This is a genomic window from Micromonospora sp. NPDC047521, assembly GCF_055587305.1.
Window position 1 is genome coordinate 326,603 of sequence record NZ_JBVJGN010000001.1, and the last position, 23,893, is coordinate 350,495.

Annotated in this window: 27 protein-coding genes; 17 read left to right on the plus strand and 10 right to left on the minus strand. The window is 71.9% G+C overall.

The features are described from left to right. The first annotated feature begins 36 nt into the window (after nucleotides 1–36). Together ACZ6N8_RS01530 and ACZ6N8_RS01535 are read left to right on the plus strand one after the other, a co-directional pair. Nucleotides 37–1,269: a serine hydrolase domain-containing protein gene (locus tag ACZ6N8_RS01530; protein ID WP_466006845.1), complete on the plus strand. Its 1,233-nt coding sequence runs from the start codon at nucleotides 37–39 to the stop codon at nucleotides 1,267–1,269. A gap of 53 nt (nucleotides 1,270–1,322) precedes the next feature. Next, entirely contained in the window at nucleotides 1,323–1,964 is a 642-nt protein-coding gene (locus ACZ6N8_RS01535) for an NAD(P)-dependent oxidoreductase (protein ID WP_466006847.1), read from the plus strand. 13 nt (nucleotides 1,965–1,977) lie between these two features. Here ACZ6N8_RS01535 and ACZ6N8_RS01540 read toward each other — a convergent pair whose 3' ends face one another. After that, nucleotides 1,978–2,442 (minus strand): PPOX class F420-dependent oxidoreductase, encoded by a 465-nt coding sequence (locus ACZ6N8_RS01540; RefSeq protein ID WP_466006849.1) that lies wholly within the window; start codon nucleotides 2,440–2,442, stop codon nucleotides 1,978–1,980. 42 nt (nucleotides 2,443–2,484) lie between these two features. Continuing rightward, entirely contained in the window at nucleotides 2,485–3,123 is a 639-nt protein-coding gene (locus tag ACZ6N8_RS01545; protein ID WP_357980402.1) for a DUF6642 family protein, read from the minus strand. A 305-nt stretch (nucleotides 3,124–3,428) separates the two neighbouring features. Between ACZ6N8_RS01545 and ACZ6N8_RS01550 the strand changes: the two genes are divergently transcribed. Further along, on the plus strand, nucleotides 3,429–4,217 hold the full coding sequence (locus ACZ6N8_RS01550) for a D-Ala-D-Ala carboxypeptidase family metallohydrolase (protein WP_466006850.1): 789 nt from the start codon (nucleotides 3,429–3,431) through the stop codon (nucleotides 4,215–4,217). A gap of 99 nt (nucleotides 4,218–4,316) precedes the next feature. On the opposite strand, the gene ACZ6N8_RS01555 is transcribed toward ACZ6N8_RS01550, so the two are convergent. From ACZ6N8_RS01555 to ACZ6N8_RS01565, 3 genes are all read right to left on the minus strand, one after another. Beyond that, complete coding sequence (locus ACZ6N8_RS01555; RefSeq protein ID WP_139586585.1) at nucleotides 4,317–4,727, minus strand: hypothetical protein; 411 nt, start codon at nucleotides 4,725–4,727, stop codon at nucleotides 4,317–4,319. 144 nt (nucleotides 4,728–4,871) lie between these two features. Next, nucleotides 4,872–5,579, minus strand: a complete 708-nt coding sequence (locus ACZ6N8_RS01560; RefSeq protein ID WP_466007283.1) for a response regulator transcription factor — start codon at nucleotides 5,577–5,579, stop codon at nucleotides 4,872–4,874. Further along, entirely contained in the window at nucleotides 5,558–6,805 is a 1,248-nt protein-coding gene (locus tag ACZ6N8_RS01565; RefSeq protein WP_466006851.1) for a sensor histidine kinase, read from the minus strand. Before ACZ6N8_RS01565 ends, ACZ6N8_RS01560 begins: the two co-directional genes overlap by 22 nt. A gap of 132 nt (nucleotides 6,806–6,937) precedes the next feature. Here ACZ6N8_RS01565 and ACZ6N8_RS01570 point away from each other — a divergent pair, with 132 nt between their 5' ends. From ACZ6N8_RS01570 to ACZ6N8_RS01590, 5 genes are all read left to right on the plus strand, one after another. Then, nucleotides 6,938–7,834 (plus strand): ABC transporter ATP-binding protein, encoded by an 897-nt coding sequence (locus ACZ6N8_RS01570; RefSeq protein ID WP_466006852.1) that lies wholly within the window; start codon nucleotides 6,938–6,940, stop codon nucleotides 7,832–7,834. Further along, nucleotides 7,831–8,622, plus strand: coding sequence for an ABC transporter permease (locus tag ACZ6N8_RS01575; RefSeq protein WP_466006853.1), 792 nt, complete (start codon nucleotides 7,831–7,833; stop codon nucleotides 8,620–8,622). Before ACZ6N8_RS01570 ends, ACZ6N8_RS01575 begins: the two co-directional genes overlap by 4 nt. A gap of 2 nt (nucleotides 8,623–8,624) precedes the next feature. Then, on the plus strand, nucleotides 8,625–9,362 hold the full coding sequence (locus tag ACZ6N8_RS01580; protein WP_466006854.1) for a YqeB family protein: 738 nt from the start codon (nucleotides 8,625–8,627) through the stop codon (nucleotides 9,360–9,362). A 32-nt stretch (nucleotides 9,363–9,394) separates the two neighbouring features. Beyond that, on the plus strand, nucleotides 9,395–9,958 hold the full coding sequence (locus tag ACZ6N8_RS01585; RefSeq protein ID WP_466006855.1) for an SOUL family heme-binding protein: 564 nt from the start codon (nucleotides 9,395–9,397) through the stop codon (nucleotides 9,956–9,958). 78 nt (nucleotides 9,959–10,036) lie between these two features. Further along, nucleotides 10,037–11,494 carry an amino acid permease gene (locus tag ACZ6N8_RS01590; protein ID WP_466006857.1) on the plus strand — a complete coding sequence of 486 codons (1,458 nt, stop codon included), beginning with the start codon at nucleotides 10,037–10,039 and terminating at the stop codon, nucleotides 11,492–11,494. Here ACZ6N8_RS01590 and ACZ6N8_RS01595 read toward each other — a convergent pair. Further along, entirely contained in the window at nucleotides 11,419–12,462 is a 1,044-nt protein-coding gene (locus ACZ6N8_RS01595) for a hypothetical protein (protein WP_466006858.1), read from the minus strand. The genes ACZ6N8_RS01590 and ACZ6N8_RS01595 overlap by 76 nt on opposite strands. 98 nt (nucleotides 12,463–12,560) lie before the next feature. On the opposite strand from ACZ6N8_RS01595, the gene ACZ6N8_RS01600 reads away from it, so the two are divergent. Next, nucleotides 12,561–13,100: a DUF1697 domain-containing protein gene (locus ACZ6N8_RS01600; protein WP_466006859.1), complete on the plus strand. Its 540-nt coding sequence runs from the start codon at nucleotides 12,561–12,563 to the stop codon at nucleotides 13,098–13,100. A gap of 42 nt (nucleotides 13,101–13,142) precedes the next feature. Here the strand turns inward: ACZ6N8_RS01600 and ACZ6N8_RS01605 are convergent, their stop codons facing one another. Together ACZ6N8_RS01605 and ACZ6N8_RS01610 are read right to left on the minus strand one after the other, a co-directional pair. Further along, a complete protein-coding gene (locus ACZ6N8_RS01605; protein ID WP_466006860.1) occupies nucleotides 13,143–14,120 on the minus strand; it encodes an MBL fold metallo-hydrolase in 978 nt (325 codons plus the stop codon). Between the two features lie 154 nt (nucleotides 14,121–14,274). Beyond that, nucleotides 14,275–15,156 (minus strand): serine hydrolase, encoded by an 882-nt coding sequence (locus ACZ6N8_RS01610; RefSeq protein WP_466006861.1) that lies wholly within the window; start codon nucleotides 15,154–15,156, stop codon nucleotides 14,275–14,277. A gap of 51 nt (nucleotides 15,157–15,207) precedes the next feature. On the opposite strand from ACZ6N8_RS01610, the gene ACZ6N8_RS01615 reads away from it, so the two are divergent. The 3 genes from ACZ6N8_RS01615 (at nucleotide 15,208) to ACZ6N8_RS01625 (ending at nucleotide 18,300) form a co-directional block, all read left to right on the plus strand. Next, on the plus strand, nucleotides 15,208–16,167 hold the full coding sequence (locus tag ACZ6N8_RS01615) for a LysR family transcriptional regulator (protein ID WP_466006862.1): 960 nt from the start codon (nucleotides 15,208–15,210) through the stop codon (nucleotides 16,165–16,167). A 98-nt stretch (nucleotides 16,168–16,265) separates the two neighbouring features. Next, nucleotides 16,266–17,117, plus strand: coding sequence for an aldo/keto reductase (locus ACZ6N8_RS01620; RefSeq protein WP_466006863.1), 852 nt, complete (start codon nucleotides 16,266–16,268; stop codon nucleotides 17,115–17,117). Nucleotides 17,118–17,313: 196 nt separating this feature from the next. Continuing rightward, nucleotides 17,314–18,300 carry an aldo/keto reductase gene (locus ACZ6N8_RS01625; protein ID WP_466006864.1) on the plus strand — a complete coding sequence of 329 codons (987 nt, stop codon included), beginning with the start codon at nucleotides 17,314–17,316 and terminating at the stop codon, nucleotides 18,298–18,300. 25 nt (nucleotides 18,301–18,325) lie between these two features. Here the strand turns inward: ACZ6N8_RS01625 and ACZ6N8_RS01630 are convergent, their stop codons facing one another. Then, nucleotides 18,326–18,841, minus strand: a complete 516-nt coding sequence (locus ACZ6N8_RS01630; protein ID WP_466006865.1) for a GNAT family N-acetyltransferase — start codon at nucleotides 18,839–18,841, stop codon at nucleotides 18,326–18,328. A gap of 130 nt (nucleotides 18,842–18,971) precedes the next feature. Here ACZ6N8_RS01630 and ACZ6N8_RS01635 point away from each other — a divergent pair, with 130 nt between their 5' ends. The 3 genes from ACZ6N8_RS01635 to ACZ6N8_RS01645 are packed head-to-tail and all read left to right on the plus strand — an operon-like array spanning nucleotide 18,972 to nucleotide 21,419. After that, nucleotides 18,972–19,526: an NADPH-dependent FMN reductase gene (locus ACZ6N8_RS01635; RefSeq protein ID WP_466006866.1), complete on the plus strand. Its 555-nt coding sequence runs from the start codon at nucleotides 18,972–18,974 to the stop codon at nucleotides 19,524–19,526. Nucleotides 19,527–19,551: 25 nt separating this feature from the next. Continuing rightward, nucleotides 19,552–20,565 carry an ATP-binding cassette domain-containing protein gene (locus ACZ6N8_RS01640; RefSeq protein WP_364367505.1) on the plus strand — a complete coding sequence of 338 codons (1,014 nt, stop codon included), beginning with the start codon at nucleotides 19,552–19,554 and terminating at the stop codon, nucleotides 20,563–20,565. Next, entirely contained in the window at nucleotides 20,562–21,419 is an 858-nt protein-coding gene (locus ACZ6N8_RS01645; protein ID WP_466006867.1) for an ABC transporter permease, read from the plus strand. Before ACZ6N8_RS01640 ends, ACZ6N8_RS01645 begins: the two co-directional genes overlap by 4 nt. 65 nt (nucleotides 21,420–21,484) lie before the next feature. Here the strand turns inward: ACZ6N8_RS01645 and ACZ6N8_RS01650 are convergent, their stop codons facing one another. Continuing rightward, complete coding sequence (locus ACZ6N8_RS01650) at nucleotides 21,485–22,390, minus strand: AraC family transcriptional regulator (RefSeq protein WP_466006868.1); 906 nt, start codon at nucleotides 22,388–22,390, stop codon at nucleotides 21,485–21,487. Between the two features lie 157 nt (nucleotides 22,391–22,547). Between ACZ6N8_RS01650 and ACZ6N8_RS01655 the strand changes: the two genes are divergently transcribed. Together ACZ6N8_RS01655 and ACZ6N8_RS01660 are read left to right on the plus strand one after the other, a co-directional pair. Next, nucleotides 22,548–22,853, plus strand: coding sequence for a putative quinol monooxygenase (locus ACZ6N8_RS01655; RefSeq protein ID WP_466006870.1), 306 nt, complete (start codon nucleotides 22,548–22,550; stop codon nucleotides 22,851–22,853). Nucleotides 22,854–22,903: 50 nt separating this feature from the next. After that, complete coding sequence (locus tag ACZ6N8_RS01660; RefSeq protein ID WP_466006871.1) at nucleotides 22,904–23,872, plus strand: alpha/beta hydrolase; 969 nt, start codon at nucleotides 22,904–22,906, stop codon at nucleotides 23,870–23,872. Nucleotides 23,873–23,893 lie beyond the last annotated feature (21 nt).

The window sequence follows — 23,893 nt, forward strand, 5'->3', positions numbered from 1 at the left end:
TCCGGCACCGGCATACCGGCTAGTAGGTTCGGCGACGTGAGTGTCGCTCGGAGCAAGGACCCGGACCAGATCGGTTTCGACCCGGCGCGGTTGGCGCGGATCGACGAGCACTTCGGCAGGTACGTCGACGACGGCCGGCTGGCCGGCTGGCAGGTGGTGGTCACCAGGCGCGGCGAGGTGGCGCACTCGTCGACGTACGGGATGCGGGACACCGAGTCGGGCGCACCTGTCGAGACCGACACGCTCTGGCGGATCTACTCGATGACCAAACCTGTCACCTCGGTCGCGGCGATGATCCTGTGGGAGGAGGGCCGCTTCGAGCTGACCGACGAGATCAGCCGCTGGCTGCCGGAGTTCGCCGACCTGCGGGTCTACTCCAAGGGCTCGACGCTCAAGCCGTACACGGTGCCGGCGACCGAGCCGATCCGGGTGTGGCACCTGCTCACCCACACCGCCGGCCTGACGTACGGCTTCATGCAGACCTCGGTGGTCGACGGGTTGTACCGGGCCGCCGGCTACGACCTGTACCCGCCGGCGGACGTCGACCTGGCCGGCGCCTGCGCGGCGTTCGGCGAGCTGCCGCTGCTGTTCCAGCCGGGTACCGCGTGGGGCTACTCGGTCGCCACCGACGTGCTCGGCCGGCTCGTCGAGGTGGTCTCCGGGCAGAGCCTCGACGCGTTCTTCGCCGACCGGATCTTCGGCCCGCTCGGCATGACCGACACCAGGTGGTGGGTGGAGGGCGCCGAGGCCGAGCGGCTGGCCGCGCTCTACGCACCGGATCCGCGCAGCGGCCGGGCGGTCCGGTACGACAGGCTCGGCGCTCTCGCGTACCGCAGGCCGAACCTGCTCTCCGGTGGCGGCGGCCTGATCTCCAGCGCCGCCGACTACCACCGTTTCACGCAGATGCTGCTGCGCGGCGGCGAGCTGGACGGAGCCCGCCTGCTCGGTCCCCGCACCGTTCGGTTCATGACCCGCAACCACCTGCCCGAGGGTCGGGACCTCGGCGCCCTGTCCACCGGCGGCTTCGCCGAGAGCACCCTCGACGGGATCGGCTTCGGTCTCGGCTTCGCGGTTGTCGACGACCCGATCCCCAGCCGGGTGCCGAGCAGCGTCGGCGAGTACTACTGGGGTGGGGTGGCGAGCACCGCGTTCTGGGTGGACCCGGTCGAGGAGATCACCGCGCTGCTGTTCACCCAGCTGATGCCGTCGAGCACCTACCCGCTGCGGTCCCAGCTGCGCCAGCTCGTCTACGCCGCAGTGGTCGACTGACCGGGATCGCCGTTCCGCCGATGGGCGGCGCGTCAGGTCCCTAGCCTGGGGTGGTGAGCACCATCGTCGTGTTTGGCGCGGGCGGGACCGCCGGGTCGCGGATCACCGCCGAGGCGGTCGACCGGGGGCACCTGGTGATCGCCGCCGTGCGTCGCCCGGAGGCCACCTCGTACCTGCCGGACGGGGTGCGGACGGTCACCGGCGATGCCACGAGCGAGCGGAGCGTCCGGGAGGTGGCGCCGGACGCGGACGCGCTGGTGGTGGCGATCGGCGGGGGCGGACGCGACCTGTGGCGCACCGCGGCGGAGACACTTGTGACCACGCTGCGCGAGATGCCGGCCGCGCCGCGCATCATCCACCTCGGCGGCGGGTCGACGCTGCTCACCCCGAAGGGCACCCGCTACCTCGACGAGCCGGACTTCCCGGCGGAGTACCGGGATTCGGCGCTTGGCCAGGCCGACGCGCTTGACTACTACCGCACCTCGGCCGACGGGGTGACCTGGACGTACGTGTCGCCACCGCCGCTGGAGTTCCACCCCGGCGAGCGCACCGGGCACTACCGCACCGGCGGCGACGAGCCGGTCACCGACGAGCAGGGCCGCTCGGTGCTGACGTACGAGGACCTGGCGGTGGCGATCGTCGACGAGATCGAACAGCCCCGGCACCGCAACGCGCGCTTCACCGCCGCGTACTGAGTCGGGCGGGCGGTCAGTCGGCGAGGCGGGCGGGGAAGCCGCCGGTGGCGATCGGCCCCCAGGCGTCGATGGTGACCCGGATCAGCGACTTGCCCTGGCGCACCATGGCGGCCCGGTAGTCGTCCCAGTCCGGGTGCTCGCCGGAGATGCTGCGGAAGTACTCGACGAGCGGCTCCAACGCGTCGGGCAGGTCCAGCACCTCGGCGGTGCCGTCGATCTGCACCCAGGGGCCGTTCCAGTCGTCGCTGAGCACGCAGGCCGACACCCGCGGATCGCGGCGGATGTTCGTCACCTTGGCCCGCTCGGGGTAGGTGGAGACGACCAGCCGGCCCTGCCCGTCGATGCCGGCGGAGACCGGGGACGACTGCGGGCGGCCGTCGGGCCTGGTGGTCATCAGCACGACGCGGTGTCGCGGCCGGACGAAGTCGAGCAGGGTGTCCCGGTCGACCCGGGTGTTCTTCGCGATGCTGCGCGCCATGCCCCGTTCCTACCAGGGTGACGGCGACGCGGGGGCGGCGGGTCAGCGGGGACGGGTCACGGTGCGGTGCACCGCCTGGGTGGGCACCCGGGGGCGGCCGGTCGGGCGCCAGGCCCGGCCGTTGGCGTAGATCACCCGAAAGCCGAGGTACGACGCGAGCGGCGCCCAGTGCGCCGAGCCCATCCGCAGTTCGGCGGCATTGTGTCGTTGCCCGTTGGCCAGTACGTCGAGGAGAACAGTTTCGAAGGCCGCCGATTCGACCCAGTCCACTTCCCTGGTGAAACCGCAGATCAGGGCGGCTCCGGTGACTTCCAGGAACTCGCGCAGCACGGCGTCGGAGGCGCGCAGGACGGAACAGCTGCCGAAATAGAGTCGCCGCCCCTCGGCGCGGCCGGCCATCAGGTCGGCCACCTCGTTCAGTTCCACCGACTGCCAGTCGGTGAGGCAGAGTCGGCTCGGCTCGCCGTGCATGGCGAAGAAGCCGACCCGGTGGTCCGCGTACTGCTTGAGCAGCCAGCGGTCCAGGAAGTAGAACAGCTCGTCGCGGGTCGCCGCGTCCTTGTGGATGAAACGGATCTTGCCGAGCCGCTCCAGCAGTTCGAGGGTGGGAAGCACGGAGCCCCGCTCGTTGAGGTCGCGGTGCCACTGACCCTCGACACAGAAGACGCCACCTCGTGCCACGCGCACCTCCGCCAGTCCACCGCCCGGGCTGACGTTACCGCCCGTCGGGGTCCGGGGAACATCACCCTCGGTGGGGTCGATTGCGACGTTCGGTCGCGCTTGGTCCTTCCCGGGGGAGATCGGGAGTACATGGCTGTTTCGCAAATCAGTCGAATTCACAGCCAAGGCCCAGGGAACACAGATCATGAGGACAATTCTCGTTAATTGCCGCCAACCGCACCGATCAGTGCGAGGGTGGAAATCACGGGACGCCTCGGTCGATGTCCCGAAGCCACCCCATTCGCTCTCCTATCGGGAGGACTTCTGTGCGCGTAAACACCTGGAAGCGAGCCGCCGTCGCATTCGCCCTGGCGCTGCCCGGGGCAGCGGTCGCCGCGGTCGTCGCCGCACCCGCGGCCCATGCGGACGGCTGCTACACGTGGAACCGCACCCTGGCCCAGGGACGCTCGGGCGACGACGTCCGCCAGTTGCAGATCCGGGTCGCCGGTTGGGCCGGCTACCGGGACATCGTCGAGAACGACGGCCGGTACGGGCCCAAGACCGCCGCCGCCGTCAAGCGGTTCCAGCAGGCGTACGGGCTGCGCGCCGACGGGATCGCCGGTCCGCAGACCTTCGCCAAGCTGTACCAGCTACAGGACAACGACTGCACGCCCGCGCACTTCAGCTACAGCGAGCTGGACAACGGGTGTGGCGGAAGTGGGTGGAGCGGCGGCCCGCTCTCGGCCAACCAGACCAAGCAGAACGCGCTGCGCACCATGTGGAAGCTGGAGGCGCTGCGCAGGAGCCTCGGCGACAAGCCGCTGCGGGTGTCGAGCGGCTACCGCAGCCGCGCCTGCAACAACCAGGTCGGCGGCGCGTCGGACAGCCAGCACCTGTACGGCAACGCGGCGGACGTCACCTCGCGGACGTCGTCGCTGTGCCAGGTGGCCCGCAACGCCCGGAACAACGGCTTCAGCGGCCTCTACGGGCCGGGCTACCCCGACCACGACGACCACGTGCACGTCGACTCGCGGCGGGAGAACAACAACGACCGCAGCTCGAACACGACGAGCTGGTCCGCGCCGGACTGCGGGATCGGCGCCGGCAACGACTGAGCGGGCAGCCGGAACGACGTCGGCCCGACGCGGAGGGGGAACTTCGCGTCGGGCCGACGTCGTGTGTGCCCCGGGACGGGCGGCGGAGGGGTGCCGCGCTCAGCTCGCCCGAGGCCAGCGCGGCGCGGTGACGGGGGGAGTCACCGGCCGGCCAGCAGCGGTGGGGCGTACCCCCGGCGGGACGACCCGCGCGGCCTGCTGCCGCGACGGCCCGGTCGCCGTGAACGGGAACGGCACGTGCACGAACGGATTGCCGTGCCGGATCAACGCGTCGATCTGCCGCTCGTTGAGCCCGTGTGTCTCCAGCACCCGCCGTCCCCAGCGGTGCAGGCGGCACGGGTAGGACGCGCCGTCGTTGCGGCACAGCGGCCCGGTGGGCCACTCCTCGGCTGTGTGCACGACCACCGCCCGGACCGCGAGCCGGACATCCTCGGGGGTCAGCGGCGCCGGCACCGGCACCTCACCCAGTACCAGGTCGATGGGATCCGTCGACTGCTCACCAACTCGCACGGCAGGCCTCCCGCAGCTCGGCAGCGGTACGGCGGACTCACCGCACCGACATCCTCGGCCATGGGTACGGCCGGCACCTGACGAAAGTTCAATTCTGGTACGCGGTAAGCGGATCCTCCGCCGACGGCACGTGGACGAGGTCGCTCAGACCAGGCCGGCGTCGTGCACGAGCAGGGCCACCTGGACCCGGTTGTTCAGCTCCAGCCGGGTCAACAGCCGCGAGACGTACGCCTTCACGGTCGCCACACTCATGAACAACTCCCCCGCGATCTCCGCGTTGGTGCGCCCCCGGCCCAGGGCGACAGCGACCTGCCGCTCCCGCTCGCTGAGCCCGGTGAGCAGCCGCAACGCGCGCTCCTGCCTGCGGTCGGGGCCGGTCGGGCCGAGGTCGGAGGTGACGTGGGCGATCAGTTTCCTGGTCACCGTAGGGGAGAGAGTCGCCTCGCCGGCCGCGACCCGGCGTACCGCGTGCACGATCTCCGCCGGCGGGGTGTCCTTGAGCAGGAACCCGGCCGCCCCGGCGCGCAGCGCCCGCAACACCTGCTCGTCGGCGTCGAAGGTGGTCAGCACCAGGACCTCCGGCGGGTGCGGCTGGGCACGCAGCGCCTCGGTGGCGGTCAACCCGTCCACCCGTGGCATCCGGATGTCCATCAGCACCACGTCCGGGGCGTACGCGGCCACCGCCTCCGGCACCTCGGCGCCGTCGGCCGCCTCACCCACCACTGTCAGGTCCGGCAGGCCGCCGAGGATCATCGACAGCCCGGCGCGGACCAGCGCGTCGTCGTCGACGATCAGCACCCGTACCGGCGGCGCGGCCGACCCGGCCCCGGTCACGCCGGCCACGGCAGCCAGGCGGCCAGCCGGAAGTCGCCCGCGTCGTCCCGACCGTAGGCGAGCCGGCCGCCGGCGAGAGTGACGCGTTCGCTGATGCCGACCAGGCCGGTGCCCGCGCCCGGCAGCGTGCCGCCGGCCGGCGTACCGACCGGCCACCGGTTGCCGATCGCCACCGTCAGCCCGGTCCCCGGCCCGCCGGACACGTCCAGGGTCACGGCCGCGCCTGCCGCGTGCTTGCGCGCGTTGGTAAGCCCCTCCTGCACGATCCGGTACGCGGCCCGGCCCAGCGCCGCCGGCACCTCCTCCGGCCTGCCGACGCTGTCGTTCACGTTCACCCGCACCCCGGCGGCCCGCGACTCGGCGATCAGGGCCGGCAGGTCGGCGAGTGTGGGTTGCGGCGGCTCGGGGGCGTCACAGTCGTCCTCGGCCCGGAGCACCCCGATGACCTCGCGCAGGTCCTGGAGGGCGGCGTGGGCGCTGCCCCGGATCACCCCGGCGGCGCGGGCCACCTCGTCGGGCGGCGCGTCCGGACGGAACTCCAGTGCGCCCGCGTGCAGGCTGAGCAGTGAGATCCGGTGCGCCAGCACGTCGTGCATCTCCCGGGCGATCCGGGTGCGTTCGAGGTGGCGGGCCTGGGCGACGCGGAGCTGCTGCTCGGCCTCGGCCCGCTCGGCGCGCTCCCGCAGCGACACGATCAGCTGCCGCCGGGCCCGCACGAACATCCCCCAGGCCAGCACGGCGAGGGTGAGCACCACGCCCCAGCTCACAGTGACCCAGTACGACATGGCCGGATCCGGACGGGTCCAGCTGAAGACCAGGTTGGTGAGGAAACCGACACCTGTCACCGCCACCGCGACGGCGGTCCGCCGGTGCACCACGACTGTGAAATAGAAGATCAACAGCGGGATGGCCGAGGCCATCGAGAACAGGTTCAGCGGCAGCGTCGCCACCACCAGCCCGAGCGGCCACCGCCGCCGCATCCAGAGCAGCCCGCAGCAGACCAGACCGATGAGCGCGTCCGCGCCGACCATCCAGTCGTGCGGCAGCGGAACCGCCGTCTGCGGGTCGGGCGACAGCCCGTCCGCGGTGACGTACAGCACCCAGATCAGCCCGGAGAGGAACGCGAGGCTGTCCACCACCCAGTCGCGGGTGGTGCGGCGCGGACGCGCGCGCTCGGGCTCCGCCCGCACGACCAGTTCCCCCGGCAGCAGCCAGGGGTGCTCCGGAACGGCGATGCTGGTCACGCGCCCATGCTAGGCAGCCGAGGGACACCACGACCAGCTACCAAAGTCGAGACCCTCCGGTCGACCAAGGTCGACGCGGCGCCGACCGCCGGCCGCAGCGGATGGCCGGGTGGCGCGGGCAGGCTCGACGACATGATCACCGTGGAGAACCTCACCAAACGGTACGGACCACATCCGGCGGTGGACGACGTGTCGTTCCACTGCGAGCCGGGCACCGTCACCGGCTTCCTCGGCCCCAACGGCGCCGGCAAGTCCACCACCATGCGGATGATCTGCGGACTCACCGCACCGACCGCCGGTCGCGCCACTGTCGCCGGGCACCCGTACCGGGAACTGCCCAACCCGGGGCGCGAGGTCGGGGTGCTGCTGGACGCCTCCGCCCAGCACGCCGGGCGCACCGGCCGCGAGGCGTTGACGCTGTCCGCGTACACCATGGGTTTGGACAAGCGCGAGGTCGCCGCGAAGCTCGACCTGGTCGGGTTGAACGCGGTGGCGGCGAAGCGGCGGGTACGGGCGTACTCGTTGGGGATGCGCCAGCGGCTCGGGCTGGCCCACGCGCTGCTCGGCGACCCCCGGGTGCTGATCCTCGACGAGCCGGCCAACGGCCTGGACCCGGAGGGGATCTTCTGGATGCGCGGGCTGCTGCGCGACTTCGCCGACCGGGGCGGCACCGTGCTGCTCTCCTCCCACCTGCTGCGCGAGGTGGAGGCGGTCGCGGACCGGCTGGTGGTGATCGGGGGCGGCCGGATCGTGGCCCAGGGCGACAAGAACGAACTGCTGGCCGGTGGCGGCACGCTGGTCCGGGCGCGCGACGTCGCGGCACTGCGCCGGGCGCTGGACACGGCAGGCCTGAGCGCCGCCGACAGCTCCGAGGGGCTGCTCGTGCAGGCCGACGCCGAGGCGGTCGGCCAGGCCGCCGCCGATGCCGGTGTGGCCCTCGCCGAGCTGCGCCCCGCCGGCGGCGGTGGCCTCGAACAGCTCTTCCTCACCCTGACCGCCGGCGAATCCACCAGGGAGGCCGTCCGATGACCACCGCCACCGCGCCCGCCACCGCTCTCGCACCCCGGCAGCACACTCCGGTACGCCGCCCGTCGCTGCTCCGACTCACCGCCGTGGAGGCGCGCAAGCTCGTCGACACCCGGGCCGGCCGCTGGCTGCTGATCACCATCGGTCTGGTCACCGCCGCGATCGTCGTCCTCCTGCTGATCTACGGCGCGGAGCCCGAGCAGACCTTCGTCACCTTCTTCGTTCCGTCGCTGCTGCCGGTCAGCGTGCTCCTGCCGGTGCTGGGCATCCTGTCGATCACCAGCGAGTGGTCCCAGCGCACCGCCCTCACCACCTACGCACTGGTGCCTCGCCGGGAGCGGGTGGTGGCCGCGAAGCTGATCGCGGTGGTGCTGGCCGCGCTCGCCTCGGTGCTGGCCAGCCTGGCCGTCGCCGCCGTCGGGACGCTTGTGGCGTCGGCCACCGGCGGGGCGGGCACCTGGGACATCGACGGGTCGCTGATCCTGCACGCGGGGATCGTCCAGGTCGCCAGCGTGCTCATGGGTGCCGCCTTCGGCCTGCTGCTGCTCAACCCGCCGCTGGCAATCGTCGGCTACTTCCTGCTGCCGACCATCTGGACGGTGCTCAGCGAGGTGGTCCGGCCCCTGCGCGGCCCCGCCGAGTGGCTGGACACCAGCCGGACCATGGAGCCGTTGTTCACCAGCACCGTCACCGGCGAGCAGTGGGGGAAGTTCGTGGTGTCCCTGCTGGTCTGGCTGGTCCTCCCGCTGGCCGTCGGCCTGGTGCGGACGCTGCGCCGCGAGGTGTCCTGACCATGGACGTCGCCGGCTACCGACCCCGCACCGTGGTCAGCGGCGGCCCGCTGGAGCTGGCCGTCATGTGGGGAGGCTTCCCGCTGCTCGGCGCGGGTGCCGGATGGCTCCTCGCGGCGGCGACGGGCTGGCTAGTCCGGCTGCCCTGGGTGCCGTTCCGGGGTCTGGTCGAGTGGTTGGACCGGCTGCCCGAGCCGCAGGCCACCATCGGCACGATCGCGGTGGGCGTCCTGGCGGGTCTGGTAATCGCCGGGATCGGCACCGCCGAACGGCTGATCGTCACCGTCGACGCGGCGCAGGTCCGCCTGCGCCGCGCCGACCAGGACCGGACGGTCGCCCGGGCCGACGCCCGGGTGGCCTTCCTCGCCGACAAGCACCTGGTGCTGCTCGACGCCGACGGCGCGGAACTGCTCCGGGAGCCGACCGACCTGCCGGCCGACCGGCTCGCGGCGGCGTTCCGGGAGCACGGCTGGGGCTGGGCGGACGACGACCCGCACCGGCCGGCGTACCGGCTGTGGGTGCCCGACCTGCCCGGGTTGCCGGCCAGCGCGGACGCCCTGCTGCGGGGCCGCGAACGGGCACTCGACAGGGATCGCCGCGACGACGTGCGGGAGCTGCGCCGCGAACTCGGCCGGATCGGGGTGGTGGTGCGCGACGAGGGCAAACGGCAGTACTGGCGGGTAGTCGTCCCGGCTGCGGGCCGTCCGACTTCGGCCGAGCGGGAGCCGGACGGGCGGTAGCGTCTGTCCCAGCAGACCCTGGGAGCCGCGCGATGACCGAACAGCAGCCGTACCGGGTGGTGTCCCGACACCCCGGCTTCGAGCTGCGTCGGTACCCCGCCCACCTGGTGGCCGAGATGCAGATCCAGGCGTCGTTCACCCGGGCGCCGATCGAGGCGTTCCGGCCGCTGGCCGCGTACATCGGCGGCGCCAATCGGGCCCGGCACCCGATCGGCTCGGCCGCGTCGACGACGGCGGCGGCCGGCGGCTCGGAGAAGATCGCCATGACCGTGCCGGTGGTGCAGATCGAGGGCGAGTGGCCAGGCGCTTACCTGATCCAGTTCGTCATGCCGGCCATCTTCACCACCGCCACCCTGCCCGAGCCGGTGGATGCCCGCGTGCGGATCCGCGAGGTTCCGGCGCGCCTGGCGGCGGCGATGCGGTTCTCCGGGCGGTGGACGGAGCAGGCGTTCAGCCAGCGGGCCACGATGCTCGGCCGGTCGGTCACCGCGGCCGGCCTGCAACCCACCGGCGCCATCCGGTACGCGCGCTTCGACCCGCCGTGGAAGCCGTGGTTCCTGCGCCGCAACGAGGTCGTGCTGCCCGTCGTCGAGTGAGGGTATTTACCTGCCTCGCTGCATGGGTGACAGTGGCAGCAGCGGCCGCGCGGGGGCGCGGTGGGAAGGGGGACGACGATGACCTCCATCGGCACCGGGGCCGGCGGCAGCGGAATGTTCCGCCGCAAGCCGGTCGACGAGATAGCCGACGAGACCGAGGAGGGCCTGTCCCGCTCCCTCGGCCTGTGGCAACTCACCGCCATCGGGGTGGGCGGCATCATCGGCGCCGGCATCTTCGCCCTGGCGGGCGCGGTGGCCAACGAGACCGCCGGCCCCGCGGTGCTGGTCTCGTTCCTGATCGCCGGCCTGGCCAGCGCCGCCGCGGCGCTGTCGTACGCCGAGTTCGCCGGCATGATCCCCAAGGCCGGCTCCGCCTACACCTACGGCTACGCGGTGCTCGGCGAGGCGGTCGGCTGGTTCATCGGCTGGGACCTGCTGCTGGAATACACGGCGATCGTCGCGGTGGTGGCGATCGGCATCTCCGGCTACTTCGGCTTCCTCGTCGGTGAGCTGGGCGCCGAGCTGCCGGCCTGGATGCTCGGGGCGCCGGGCACAGGCGACGGGCACGTGGTGGACCTCTTCGCCGTGGTGCTCTGTCTGCTCATCGCGTTCCTGCTGACCCAGGGCATCAAGACGGCCGCCCGCTTCGAGACGTTCGTCGTCGGGCTGAAGGTGGCCGTCGTCCTGCTGGTGATCGTGGTCGGCTTCTTCCACGTGAAGACGTCCAACTACTCGCCCTTCTTTCCGTTCGGGCTCAGTGGAGCGTTCACCGGCGCGGCCACGGTGTTCTTCGCCGTCTTCGGCTATGACGCGATGAGCACCGCCGCCGAGGAGTCCCGCGACGCCCGCCGGCACATGCCGAAAGCGATCATCTGGTCGCTGGTCATCTCGATGGTGCTGTACGTGCTGGCCACCCTGGTGTTGACCGGCATGCAGAACTACCGCGACATCGATCCGGAGAGCGGCTTCTCCTCGGCGTTCGCCTCGGTCGGCCTGTCCGGCCTGGCCAGCGTGATCGCGGTGGGCGCGATCATCGGGATCCTGACCGTGATGTTCACCTTCATGCTGGGCGTCACCCGGGTGTGGTTCTCGATGAGCCGGGACGGGCTGCTGCCGGCGTGGTTCGGCAAGCTGCACCCGGTCCGCCGGGTGCCCACCCGGGTCACCTGGATCGTCGGGGTGGCCTCCGCGCTCATCGCCGGCTTCCTACCGATCCGCGAGGCGGCGGAACTCACCAACATCGGCATCCTGCTCGCGTTCGTGGTGGTCTGCATCGCGGTGATCGTGCTGCGCTACCGCCGCCCGGACGCGCCGCGCACGTTCCGTCTGCCGGGAATGCCGGTCGTGCCGGTGGTGGGCGCGCTCTTCTCGGTCTGGCTGATCACGTTCCTGGCGCCGGAGACCTGGCTCCGCTTCGCCGTCTGGTTCGTGATCGGCATGCTGATCTACGCCTTCTACGGCTATCGCCGCTCGGCGCTCGCGGCCCGGCCGTCGGGCGACCGGTCGGGGCCGGACGGGACCGGACCGGGGCGGTAGCCGAGCGCGGGCCCCCAGGCCAGCAGCAGCGCCATCCCGAGCCCGGCGAGCAAGCCGGCCACCGAGAGCAGCACGTCGGAGTCGGCGGCGCTGATCGGGCTGTTGCCGGCCAGCGCCGTGAGCTGCGCGCCGATCGGCACCAGCGCCTTCATGGCGGTGGCCGCGACAAGCAGGAAGGCCATCGGGCCCACGAGCGCGGCGAAGGCGGCGAGCGCGTGGTGCCGCCAGATCGGCCGCCCGTCCGGCCAGTCCCAGGCGAGCAGGGTGACACCGGTGAGCAGCACCGCCCCGAGGGCGAGCCCCGACAGGAGCCGCGTGTCGGGCGCGACGGCACGGACCAGCCCGACACCTGTCGCGCCGACCGCGCCGAGCCCGGCCGCGAGCGACAGGCGACGCCGGGTGCGCGCGGGCGCCGCCGCCAGGGCGGCGCCGACGGTCAGGGCCACCAGGAGTACGCCGGTGGCGAAGACTGCCGGGGTCAGCTCCGGCTCCCGGTCGGTCGGTGACTCCGTGGCGGCGGCCACCAGCACCAGCACCCCCGCGACGCATGCGGCGCCGGTCAGCGCCTTCCGGTCGGCGGCGGGAGGTGCGCCACGCTCCCGCCCCCACAGCACCGCCACCAGTACGCCGAGCACCACGCAACCGCCGACGGCGAGCAGCACCGTCGCACCGGAACCGATCGGGTCGGCCCGGTCGATCGCCACGTCGGCAGCGACCCAGACACCGCCGAGCACCACCGCCGGACCACTCCAGCTCGCGAGGCCCCGACCGGCCAGCACGAGGCCGAGTACCACCGCGACGATCGCCGTGAAACGCAGATCCCGCGCCCAGTAGGCGTTGTTGCCCGGCAGCCGCTCCGACCACGGGCCGATCGGCTCGGTCAGCGGTTGCAGCGCCGTCATCCCGACCGCCCAGAGCAGCACGGCGACACCGGAGAGGAGCAGCCCGACCGAGCGCGCGAATCGCATCCCCCGACGGTAGCCGCCCGTGGAACCGCTCCGGTGGCCCGCGCATGTCGGTCGCCCGACCTACGCTGAGCGGATCGCCCGCATCCGAGGAGGAACCCATGAGCCGCTACGTCGCTCTGCTGCGCGGGGTCAACGTCGGCAGCGTCCGGCTGGCGATGGCCGACCTGCGCCGGATCGTCACCGACCTCGGCCACGAGGACGTCAAGACGTACCTGCAGAGCGGCAACGTGGCCTTCGGCAGCACGGTGCGCGACGCGGAGAAGCTGGCCGCCGGGATCGAGCGGGCGCTCACCGACGAGCTGGGGTTGACCGTGCCGGTGCTGGTGCGCAGCGGTCGGGAGCTGGCGGCGGTGGCCGGCGGCAACCCGTACGCCGAGGTCGAGGACGATCCGACGAGGTTGCTGGTGGCGTTCCTGCGGTCCGCGCCGAAGAAGTCCACGGTGGACGCTCTCACCGTGCCCGGTGGCGAGAACGTGTCGTTCACGGTGACCGGCCGGGAGGTCTTCCTGCACTTTCCCGACGGCGGCTACGGCCGGACGAAGTTCACAAACGCGTACCTGGAGAAGAAGCTCGCGGTGGTGGCCACCACCCGCAACTGGAAGTCGGTGCGCGCCCTGGCGGACCTGGCCGCTGGCTGAGTCGGTGGGGGCCGCGCGGCGGCGACCCCCACCGAGGGCGGCTCAGAAGTGGTACGCGGTCTCGTACTCGGGCACCAGCACCCGGCTGCGCGGCGAGATCCGGCGCACCGCCGCGATCATGTCGTTCAGGCGGGTGCGGTCGGTCGGGGCGACCGGCGGCGGGTTCTCCAGCGCCGTCTCGAAGTTGTCGAAGTGCACAGGCACCACGACCTTCGGGTAGTCCAGGCCGGCCAGCAGCCGGGGCAGGTAGTCGCCTGTGGTGGTGGCGTTCTGCATGGCGACCATCGCCACGTCGGGTGCCAGGCCCGTGAGGTTCCGCTCGGCGACGTCGCTGGCGCCGGTGAAGTAGACCGACGGGCCGCGCTCGACCCGCAGCAGGTAGCCGAGCGTGTCACCCTCGGGCAGGTCCGCGATGGTCGCCGGCTGCGGCGGCTGGCTCACCCGCACCCCTGGAAAGGCGAGGGAGTACGACGGGTTGCGGCTGTGCAGCGAGCCGACCACCTCGACCGTGTGGTCGCCGAAGTCCAGCACCTCGCCACCCTTCACGGAGCTGAGCTGCGTCGACGGCACCCCGTACGCCAACCCCAGGTGGTACGCGGTGAGCGTGCCGAACACCCGCGCACCGGTGCGCTTGGCGATGTACGGCACGTCCATGAAGTGGTCCCAGTGCGTGTGCGTGACCAGCACCGTCGTGGCCCGGTCGACGCGCCTGTCGATCACGTCCGGGCGCACGGTCAACGGGGTGTCCGTCCGGAACGCCCCGGTGAACAGCCCGGTGTCGATGCGGCTGAGGTACGGGTCGACGAGGACGGTCCGGTCGCCGATGTCGACGCGCCAGCCGGCGGTGCCCCACCAGCGGAAGCTGACCGCACCGGTGCGGCGGGGCGTGGGCGTCGGGGCGGCGGCCGGCGGCGCGGCCTGGGCCGGTGCGGCTGAGGTGGCGGCGAGTCCGCCGGCGGAGACCAGGGCGGTGGTGGCGGCGGCGTCGCGCAGGAAGCGACGGCGGTCGAGACTGGGCATGCGGTTTCTGCTCCCCGTGGTCGGGCGATCGGTCGGCACGAGCCAACCAGCGCCACCGCGCCCCGGTCCAAGATCCAAGGCCTCCACCTCCGATACCGCGCGGCATATCGGGCCTGCTCGGCCGCGGTGCCACGACGCTCGGACGGTCCGAAAATCAGTTCGCGCGCAGCGCCTCGACGGCCGCGCGGGCCGCCTGCCCCATCGCCAGGTCCACGTCGATCCGGCGCGGGGCGAGTTCGTCGGCGCGGGCGAAGACGGCGATGGCGTACCGGCCACCGTCGGGGTATTCGGCGACGCCTGCCTCCAGGTGCAGGCCGGGTAGCGTGCCGGTCTTTCCGGAGACGCGGACGCCCGGCGGGAAACCGGCGGCCAGCCGGGTCCAGAAGATCTGCCGCGCCATCCAGGTGCGGACCATCGCGCACGCCGCCGCAGGGCCTGCCTCGTCCCGCCAGATCAGCGTGAGCAGCCTGGTGATCTCCCGAGCCGTGCTGGACGTGGTGTGCTCGGGGTCGAAGACCCGCATGGCCCGGACCCGGTGCGCCGGCAGGGTCGGGAAGATCCGGGCGAACTCCGCCTCGGTCCGTGCCCCCACGTCGGCGAGCATCAGCTCCACCAGCTCGCGGGGGCCACCGAGAACGCGGGTACGCGTCAGCCCCAGCTCGGTGGCGAGCATCGGCAGCAGGTCCGGGCCGACCCGGCGCAGCAGCAGGTCGGCGGCGGTGTTGTCGCTTACCGACATGGCGAAGTACGCGAGGTCACGCAGCGACACCTCGGCGTCGTCCGCGCAGCCCGCCAGACCCCACCCGCCGAGCCGGTCGGCGGCGGTGACCAGGACACGTTCGGTGGGATCGAGCTGACCTGCCTCGACCTGCCGGGCGAACTCCAGCACCAGCAGGATCTTGAAGATCGACGCGATCACCACCTGCTCGTCGGCCCGTACCCCGACCTCCCGGTCCACGTCGAGGTCCACGGCGTGCAGGCTGGCCGTCACGCCGGCGTCGGCGAAGACGGCCTCGATGCGTTCCCCCACGTCCACCCCCGCACGGTATCCAGCGGGGCGCCGCCGGCGTGGGCGTAGGGTCCGGCCGTGGACCTGCTCCGACACCTGCGGCACTTCGTGGTGGTCGCACACGAGCTGCACTTCGGGCGGGCCGCCGAGCTGCTCGGGATGGCCCAGCCGCCGCTGAGCCAGTCGATCCAGCGGCTGGAGCGGGAACTGACTGTCGAGCTGTTCGACAGGTCCCGCCGCCAGGTACGCCTCACCACCGCCGGTGAACTGCTGCTGGGCGAGGCGGAGGACCTGCTCGCCGGTGAGGGCCGGCTGCGCAACCTCATGGGCCAGGTCCGGGCGGGTGAGCTGGGCGTACTGCGCGCCGGTGTGCCGCCGGAGACGCCGGCCGTGACGCTGCGCGCGCTGCTGGACCAGCTCACCACCCGGGCGCCCGGCCTGGACGTGGAACTGCACGAGCTGACCACCGCCGAGCAGGTACGGATGCTCGCCGAGCGGACCCTGGACGTGGGGCTGGTGCACCACCCGGTGACGGCGGACGGGCTGCGTTTCGGCGTCCCTGTCGACGTACCCCTGGGGGTGCTGCTGCCGCGCACCTCGCCACTGGCCCGCGACCGGGAGGTGCCGCTGGCCGCGCTGGCCGGCCTGGACCTGGTGGCGGCGCCCCGCGCCACCACCCCGGGCTGGCACGACCACCTGCTGGCGGTGTGCCGCCGGCAGGGCTGGCGGCCGGCGCGGGTCCGGCCGGCCCGCAATCCGGAGTTCCTGTTCGGGTTGGTGCTGGCCGGCGGCGCGGCGGCCGTGGAGCCGGCGACCGTCGCCCGTCGGGAACCCCGCATCGCCTGGCGGCCGATCGTCGACACACCGCTGGTGAAGCAGACATCGGCGGCCTGGCCGGACCGGTCGGCGCATCCGGCGGCGCCGATGGTCGGGCAACTCGCCGCCGAGGTGCTCGCCGCCGCCGAACCCACCCCTGCCGCGCCGCCCCCGGCGCCGGCGGAACGGCCGTGGCCTGTGCTCTTCGACACGACAGGGTGATCCGGTCCGCCGTTGCGCTCGTCACCACGTGTTGAGCGGTGAATCGCCCACCCACACGGGTATGGATGACTGGTAAACGAAGACGCGAAGGAGCCGCAGTGGCAATCACCATTCCCGACATCAGCCTGAACGACGGCACCACCATTCCGCAGCTCGGCTTCGGGGTGTTCCAGATCGAGCCGAAGGACACCGTCGCGGCGGTGAGCACCGCCCTCGAGGTGGGCTACCGGCACATCGACACCGCCGAGATGTACGGCAACGAAGCAGAGGTCGGCGAGGCGGTACGCATGTCCGGCCTCGACCGGGAGTCGGTCTACGTGACAAGCAAGCTGAACAACGGCTTCCACCGCCCCGACGACGCCCGCAAGGCGTTCGACTCCACGCTCGCGGCGCTGAAGATGGACTACATCGACCTGTTCCTGATCCACTGGCCGCTGCCGACCCTGTACGACGGCGACTACGTCTCCACCTGGAAGGTGCTCGAGGAGTTCCAGCGCGACGGTCGGGCCCGCTCGATCGGCGTGTCGAACTTCCAGGTGCCGCACCTGCGCCGGCTGGCCGACGAGGCGGGCGTGGTGCCGGCGGTCAACCAGATCGAGGCGCACCCGTACTTCGGCAACGAGGAGGTGCGCGCGTACGGCCGCGAGCACAACATCCTCACCGAGGCGTGGTCGCCCATCGCGCAGGGCAAGGTGCTCGACGACCCGACCGTGGTGGACATCGCCGAACAGCTCGACCGCACCCCGGCGCAGGTGGTGCTGCGCTGGCACGTGCAGCGCGGCGACATCATCTTCCCGAAGTCGACCACCCCGAAGCGGATCGAGGAGAACACCCGGATCTTCGACTTCGAGCTGGACGACACGGCCATGGAGCGGATCACCGCCCTGGACAAGGGCGAGGCCGGGCGGCAGGGCCCGAACCCGGACGAGTTCGCCTACGTGCCCCGCTGATCCGGGTCCGCCGTCATCGGCGGGTGATCTCCCAGTGAGCGACATACCTCAGAGTCATGGCCATGACTCTGAGGTATGTCGCTGTTCCGTCCTACCGCCGCCGGTCGCCCCGTGAGCGCTTGACCTGGAGCGCGCTCCAGCCGGCAGGGTGACCTGTTGGGCGCCCACCGGTAGGGCGCACGGAAGGAGATCCCTCATGCGGTACCGCACGATCGGCGCCGACCCGGCGACCCGGCGCGAGGTGAGCGTGCTCAGCCTCGGCGCCATGCTGTTCGGCAGCGCCACCGACGAGGCCACCTCGTACGCGATCCTCGACAGGTACGTCGAGGCGGGCGGCACGTTCATCGACACGTCGAACAACTACGCGTTCTGGGTCGACGGCTCGCAGGGCGGGCAGAGTGAGGAGCTGCTCGGGCGGTGGCGGCGCAGCCGGGGCGTCGGTGCCGAGATCGTCATCGCCACCAAACTGGGCGCCCGGCCACTGGCCCCGGGCACCGGCTACCTGGACAACGCCGAGGGCCTGTCGGCGAAGGTGATCCGCGAGTCGGCGCAGCGCAGCCGCGACCGCCTCGGCGTGGATCGGCTGGACCTGCTCTACGCGCACATCGAGGACCGCACGGTGCCGCTCGCGGAGACCGTGGAGGGCTTCGCCGAGCTGGTCGCCGAGGGCACGGTGGGCCTGCTGGGCGCGAGCAACCACCGCGCATGGCGGGTGGAGCGGGCCCGCGCGCTTGCCGCCGCCTCCGGCCTGCCGGGGTACGAGGTGCTCCAGTACCACCGCAGCTACCTGGCCAACCGCACCGACCTGGCCAGCCCGCTGGACCCGGACGGCGAGCCGGGCGGTGTCGGCGGCGACCTGCTCAGCTACCTGCGCGCCGAGCCCACGCTGACCCTGGTGGCGTACTCGCCGCTGCTCAAGGGGGCGTTCACCCGGGCGGACAAGCCGCTCAGCGCCGCGTACGACCTGCCGAGCGCGCCACGGCGACTGGCCGCGCTGCGCGAGGTGGCGGGGCAGACCGGCGCGACTGTCAACCAGGTAGTGCTCGCCTGGCTGCTGGGCGGTGACCTGCCGTCGATCCCGCTGGTGGGCGCCTCCTCGGTGGCCCAACTGGACGAGAGCCTCGCCGCTGTGGACCTGGAGTTGACCGCCGAGCAGCGGCACCGCCTCGACACCACCTGGTGACCCGCCACGGGCCGCCCCGCCGACCTCAGCTCCCGATCGGCGGGGCGGTCAGGTCGAGCTGCCAGTCGTTGGCACGCATCATCCGCCCCGGCGGATATTCGAAACCCGTCTCGCCGAGCAGCGTGAAGCCGGCCTTGCGGCAGACCGCGTTCGAGGCGGGGTTGTCGACCGACGGGTACGCGTGCGCGTAGCGCCGGTCCCGTCGGGCACGGACCACGTCGAGCGCCGCGCGCACCGCGGCGCTCGCCAGCCCCTGCCCCCGGTACGCGGGCAGCACCGCCCAGCCCAGCTCGTACACCTGTTGGTCGCGCCACTCGCGGGCCCAGTAGCCGACGCTGCCCACCCGCGCGCCGTCCGGCAGCGCCGCCGTGAACATGCACCCCTGCCCGGTGTCGGCGAAGTGCACGTACCGGTCGTGCCGGGCCAGCACCTGCTCGTCGGTCTCCGGACCGCCTGTGTGCCTGCGCGTGTCAGGTGAGTTGAGCTGCCGCAGCAGGTCGAGGTCGTCCTCGCTCCACGGCTCGATGCGTACCTGTGCCATCCGACTCCCCTGTTCGTCGACCCCAGTTAAACCGATCGCACCGACATTCCGCCCCGGAACACCGCCCGCTAGATCCGATCTAGCGGGCGCCCGTCGTCACCTCGCGCCCTGAGAATGGGAGGGGGTGGCGATGACACAGTTACGGATCGCCGTGATCGTCGGCAGCACCCGGGAGGGGCGGGCCGGCGACCGGGTCGCCGAGTGGTTCGTCGAGCAGGCGAGGCGGCACGACGACCTGACGGTGACGGTCGTTGACCTCAACGAGTACGACTTCCCGGCCAGCTACCCGGCCGCGTCTACCGCGTCCATCCAGGCCTTCGCGCGTGAGGTGGGCCGGGCGGACGCGTTCGTCGTGGTCACCCCCGAGTACAACCACAGCTTCCCGGCACCCCTGAAACAGGCGATCGACTATGCGTACGACGAGTGGCAGGCCAAGCCGGTCGGCTTCGTGTCGTACGGCTGCCGGTCCACCGGACTGCACGCGGTCGATCACCTGCGCACGGTCTTCACCGCCCTGCACGCCATGACCGTGCGCGACGTCGTCGGCATCGACCTGCTCGCCGGCGAGCCGACACCGTTACGCACCGACGAGCTGCGCCACGACAGCGACGTCCTGCTCGACCAGCTCCGCTGGTGGGGCCTGGCGTTGCGCGACGGCCGCGCGGCACGACCCTACGTCTCCTGAACGCGACAGACGAAAGGCAAGGATCATGAGTAGACGCACCACCGGCCTGGCCATCGAGGCCGAAGGGCTCACCCGCTCGTTCGGGGAGACCCGCGCGCTGGCGGGGATGGACCTCCAGGTGCCCGCCGGCACCGTCTACGGCCTGCTCGGCCCGAACGGGGCGGGCAAGACCACAGCGGTCCGGGTGCTCGCCACGCTGCTGCGCCCCGACGGGGGCACCGCGCGGGTCTTCGGTCACGACGTGGTCACCGAGGCCGACAAGGTCCGCAGCCGGGTCAGCCTCACCGGCCAGTACGCGTCTGTCGACGAGGATCTGACGGGTACGGAGAACCTGGTGCTCCTGGCCCGCCTGCTCGGCCTGCGCAAGCCGGCCGCGCGGGACCGCGCGGCGGCCCTGCTCGCCGCGTTCGGTCTGACCGAGGCGAGTGACCGCCAGGTGAAGAAGTACTCGGGCGGGATGCGGCGGCGCATCGACATCGCCGCGAGCATCCTCAACACGCCCGATCTGCTCTTCCTCGACGAACCGACCACAGGTCTCGATCCGCGCAGCCGCAACCAGGTGTGGGAGATCGTCCGGGCGGTGGTGTCGCACGGCACGACTGTGCTGCTGACCACCCAGTACCTCGACGAGGCCGACCAGCTCGCCGGTCGGATCGCTGTGGTCGACCACGGCCGGGTGATCGCGGAGGGCACCCCTGGCGAGTTGAAGTCGTCGGTCGGCTCCGGCACCGTCCACCTGCGACTGCGCGACCCCGGGCAGCGGCCCCAGGCGGAGAAGGTGCTACGTGAGGCGCTGAACGTGCCGGTGCAGCTCGCCGCCGATCCGGTGGCGTTGACAGCCCGGGTGGGCGAGGCCGGCACCGACCTCGACGCCAGCGCCCAGGCCTCTCGGGCGCTCGGCGAGCTGGCCCGGGCCGGCATCGTGGTGGACAACTTCTCCCTCGGCCAGCCGAGCCTCGACGAGGTCTTCCTGGCTCTGACCGACCATCCCGCCGTGCCGGCGGACGAGCGCGACGACGAGCTGGAGGCAGCCCGATGACCGACACCACGACCACCACCACCGAACGGGCCCCGTCCGTCTACGTCCCCTCCGCCGAGGCGCTGGCGACGGTCCTCGCGCCAGGCGCCCGACCGCCCCGGCCGACCGCGCTGGGCGCGTCGCTCACCTTCGGCTGGCGGGCCCTGCTGAAGATCAAGCATGTGCCGGAGCAGCTCTTCGACGTGACAGCGTTCCCGGTGATCATGGTGCTGATGTTCACGTACCTGTTCGGTGGGGCCCTCGCCGGCAGCCCGCGCGAGTACCTCCAGTTCTTCCTGCCGGGCATCATGGTGACGAGCGTCGTGATGATCACGATGTACACAGGTGTCGGCCTCAACACCGACATCGAGAAGGGCATCTTCGACCGGTTCCGGACGCTGCCGGTGTGGCGCCCGTCCGCCCTGGTCGGCATGATCTTCGGCGACGTCCTGCGCTACATTCTCGCCGCCCTGGTCATCCTGGGCCTGGGCCTGGTGCTCGGGTTCCGGCCCCCAGGCGGGGTGGTGGGTGTCGCCGCCGGGATCGGGCTGCTGGTCGTCTTCTCGTTCGCCTTCTCCTGGGTGTGGACGTTCTTCGGGCTGATCCTGCGCAGCGAGAAGTCAGTGATGGGCGTCAGCATGATGGTGCTGTTCCCGCTGACGTTCCTCAGCAACGTCTTCGTCGACCCGGGCACCATGCCGGGCTGGCTCCAGGCGTTCGTGAAGGTCAACCCGGTGACCCAGCTGGTGGCGGCGATCCGCGGAACGATGAGCGGCGAGTCGGACCCGTCGGCCACGATGTGGCTGCTGGTGTGGAGCGCCGGGTTCGTGCTCGTCTTCGGCACCCTGACGATGTACAGGTACAACCGCCGCTGACCCTGGGACGGGCGTCGCCACGACCGTGGCGGCGCCCGTCGGTTTTCTGGTGTGCCCGTCGCCGGTCAGACGACCGCCGGCACCTCGGCCCGGGTGACCCCGCGCAGGCGGGTGGCGTCCTGGCTGGGCGGCGCGCCGAACTGGCGACGGTATTCGCGGCTGAACTGCGACGGGCTCTCGTAGCCGACGCGGATGCCCACCCCCGTCACGTCGTTGGGGTGGGTGGCGAGAAGGAGCCGCGCCTCCTGCAACCGGATCTGCTTCTGGAACTGGATCGGGCTCATCGCGGTCACCGCCTGGAAGTTGCGGTAGAACGCCGACACGCTCATCCCGGACAGCCGCGCCAGATCCTCCACCCGGAACGGCTGCGCGTAGTGATCGCGGATCCACCTGACCGCCCGGGCGATGTGGCTGAGGCTGCTGTCGGCCAGACCGAGCTGCCGGACGGCAGCGCCCTGCTCCCCGGTGAGCAGCAGCCACAGGATCTCCTTCTTGATCAGGGGCGCGAGCACCGTGACGTCCCGGGGCCGGTCCAGGAGCCGAAGCAGTCGGACCACCGCGTCACCGAGCTCGTCGGGAGCGTCGCTGACCACCATCCCGGACGGCGTCGGCCCGGCAAGGGGCGGCAGATCGCCAGGTGCCGCCTGCAACAGCAGCTCCGCGACCGTGGCCGGGTGCATCACCAGCCCGAACCCGAGAGCCGGAGTGTCAGCGCTGGCCTGGGTGAAGCGGCCGGTCACCGGCAGGTCGACCGACGCGACGAGGTACTGGCCGGCGCGGTACTCGTACACGCGGTCGCCCAACGCCATCCGCTTGGCTCCCTGGGCGATGAGTGCCAGCACCGTGCCCGACATCGACGTGGTCGGTGGGGTCCGCTGCTCGACCTTCGAGATCAGCACGCCGTCGATGGCGGTGCTCATGTCCGGCCGGGCGTGCCGGGCCAGCAGCGCCCGCAGCTCGTCGAGGTCCACGCCCCCGAGTGAAGCACACGTCAGATCCTCGCGCCAGTGAGAGGATCGGGCAAGAGGCCGCGAGCATTCTTCTAACGATTCTGCTGGTGGCGATGCTTCCATTGGAGTGTCAGTTTCTCCGGCAGCGCAGCGCCGCTCAACGATCAGGAGCTTTTCGATGACTGTCCAGCACGGATTCCAGGCCACCATGACCGCCCAGCCGGGCCGGGCGGACGAGCTGATCCAGCTGCTGCTCGACGCACCCTCGATGCCCCACGACGACTGCGTGGTCTTCCTGGTGTCCCGCTCGGCCTCGGACCCCGACGTCGTCCACGTCATCGAAGGCTGGACCAACGCCGAGGCGCACCGCGCGTTCTTCGCAGGCGAACAGGCCCAGGCCCTGGTCGCGAAGCTTCAGCCGCTGCTGGCCGGCGAGTCCGCGTACACCGACGCGGTGCCGGTCGGCGGCAAGGCGAGTTTCTGAGCCAGCGACCGCGACCCGACACCCCGGCCCGCACCACCGGAAGGATCCCGATGAACCTCGCCCGACCTGCCATCGACCCCGAACTGCTCGCTCCCCTGGCCGAGTTGCCGCCCCTGCCGCCCCTCGGCCCCGACGTGATCGAACTGCTGCGCCACTTTCCCCAGCCGCCGATCGAGAGTCACCTGGAGGGCCGCGCGGTCGAGCGACGCGAGGTCACCGTCCCGGCCGACGACGGAACCCCGATCCCGCTGTCCATCTTCAGCCCCACCGACAGCGCGGCGGGAGCGCCAGGCATCTACTGGATCCACGGCGGCGGAATGATGTGGGGCGACCGCTTCTCGAACATCGACGTCCCGCTGGAATGGCTCGACCGGTTCGGCGCCGTCGTGATCACGGTGGACTACCGGCTCGCGCCGGAAGCAACAGGCACGACACTTGTGGACGACTGCTACCGGGGCCTGCTCTGGGTGGCCGAGAACGCCGCGGACCTCGGCATCGACCCGGACCGGATCGTCGTGGCCGGCGCCAGCGCCGGAGGTGGCCTCGCGGCAGGGGTCACGCTGATGGCCCGCGACCTCGGCACCCCGGCCATCGCCGCCCAGTTGCTGTCGTGCCCGATGCTCGACCACCGCAACGACACCGTCTCCAGCCACCAGTACGGCGGGCCGGACGGCGTGTGGACCCGCGAGATGAACGAGTTCGGGTGGCGCAGCGTCCTCGGCGGGCACCCCGAAGAGAACGTCTCCGCGTACGTCTCACCCGCGCTGGCGGACGACCTGTCCGGCCTTCCGACCACCTACATCGACGCCGGGACGGCCGAGGTCTTCCGCGACGAGGACGTCGCCTACGCGACAGGCATCTGGGCAGCTGGCGGCCAGGCGGAGTTGCACCTGTGGGCGGGCGGCTTCCACGGCTTCTCGGCGCTGTTCCCGCAGGCCCGCGTCTCGGACGCGGCCCGGCGCGCCCAGGCGGGCTGGCTCGCCCGGGTCCTGGATCCCACGCCCGACCTCAAGGGCTGAACCGGGCCCACGGCGGCCGTT

Excerpts from the sequence above, each read along its gene's own strand:
- ACZ6N8_RS01540 (WP_466006849.1), bottom strand. The coding sequence starts at position 2,442 with ATGGCGCGCAGCATCGCGAAGAACACCCGGGTCGACCGGGACACCCTG.
- ACZ6N8_RS01570 (WP_466006852.1), top strand. The coding sequence starts at position 6,938 with ATGATCACCGTGGAGAACCTCACCAAACGGTACGGACCACATCCGGCG.
- ACZ6N8_RS01575 (WP_466006853.1), top strand. The coding sequence starts at position 7,831 with ATGACCACCGCCACCGCGCCCGCCACCGCTCTCGCACCCCGGCAGCAC.
- ACZ6N8_RS01580 (WP_466006854.1), top strand. The coding sequence starts at position 8,625 with ATGGACGTCGCCGGCTACCGACCCCGCACCGTGGTCAGCGGCGGCCCG.
- ACZ6N8_RS01585 (WP_466006855.1), top strand. The coding sequence starts at position 9,395 with ATGACCGAACAGCAGCCGTACCGGGTGGTGTCCCGACACCCCGGCTTC.
- ACZ6N8_RS01590 (WP_466006857.1), top strand. The coding sequence starts at position 10,037 with ATGACCTCCATCGGCACCGGGGCCGGCGGCAGCGGAATGTTCCGCCGC.
- ACZ6N8_RS01595 (WP_466006858.1), bottom strand. The coding sequence starts at position 12,462 with ATGCGATTCGCGCGCTCGGTCGGGCTGCTCCTCTCCGGTGTCGCCGTG.
- ACZ6N8_RS01600 (WP_466006859.1), top strand. The coding sequence starts at position 12,561 with ATGAGCCGCTACGTCGCTCTGCTGCGCGGGGTCAACGTCGGCAGCGTC.
- ACZ6N8_RS01605 (WP_466006860.1), bottom strand. The coding sequence starts at position 14,120 with ATGCCCAGTCTCGACCGCCGTCGCTTCCTGCGCGACGCCGCCGCCACC.
- ACZ6N8_RS01625 (WP_466006864.1), top strand. The coding sequence starts at position 17,314 with ATGCGGTACCGCACGATCGGCGCCGACCCGGCGACCCGGCGCGAGGTG.
- ACZ6N8_RS01630 (WP_466006865.1), bottom strand. The coding sequence starts at position 18,841 with ATGGCACAGGTACGCATCGAGCCGTGGAGCGAGGACGACCTCGACCTG.
- ACZ6N8_RS01635 (WP_466006866.1), top strand. The coding sequence starts at position 18,972 with ATGACACAGTTACGGATCGCCGTGATCGTCGGCAGCACCCGGGAGGGG.
- ACZ6N8_RS01640 (WP_364367505.1), top strand. The coding sequence starts at position 19,552 with ATGAGTAGACGCACCACCGGCCTGGCCATCGAGGCCGAAGGGCTCACC.
- ACZ6N8_RS01645 (WP_466006867.1), top strand. The coding sequence starts at position 20,562 with ATGACCGACACCACGACCACCACCACCGAACGGGCCCCGTCCGTCTAC.
- ACZ6N8_RS01655 (WP_466006870.1), top strand. The coding sequence starts at position 22,548 with ATGACTGTCCAGCACGGATTCCAGGCCACCATGACCGCCCAGCCGGGC.
- ACZ6N8_RS01660 (WP_466006871.1), top strand. The coding sequence starts at position 22,904 with ATGAACCTCGCCCGACCTGCCATCGACCCCGAACTGCTCGCTCCCCTG.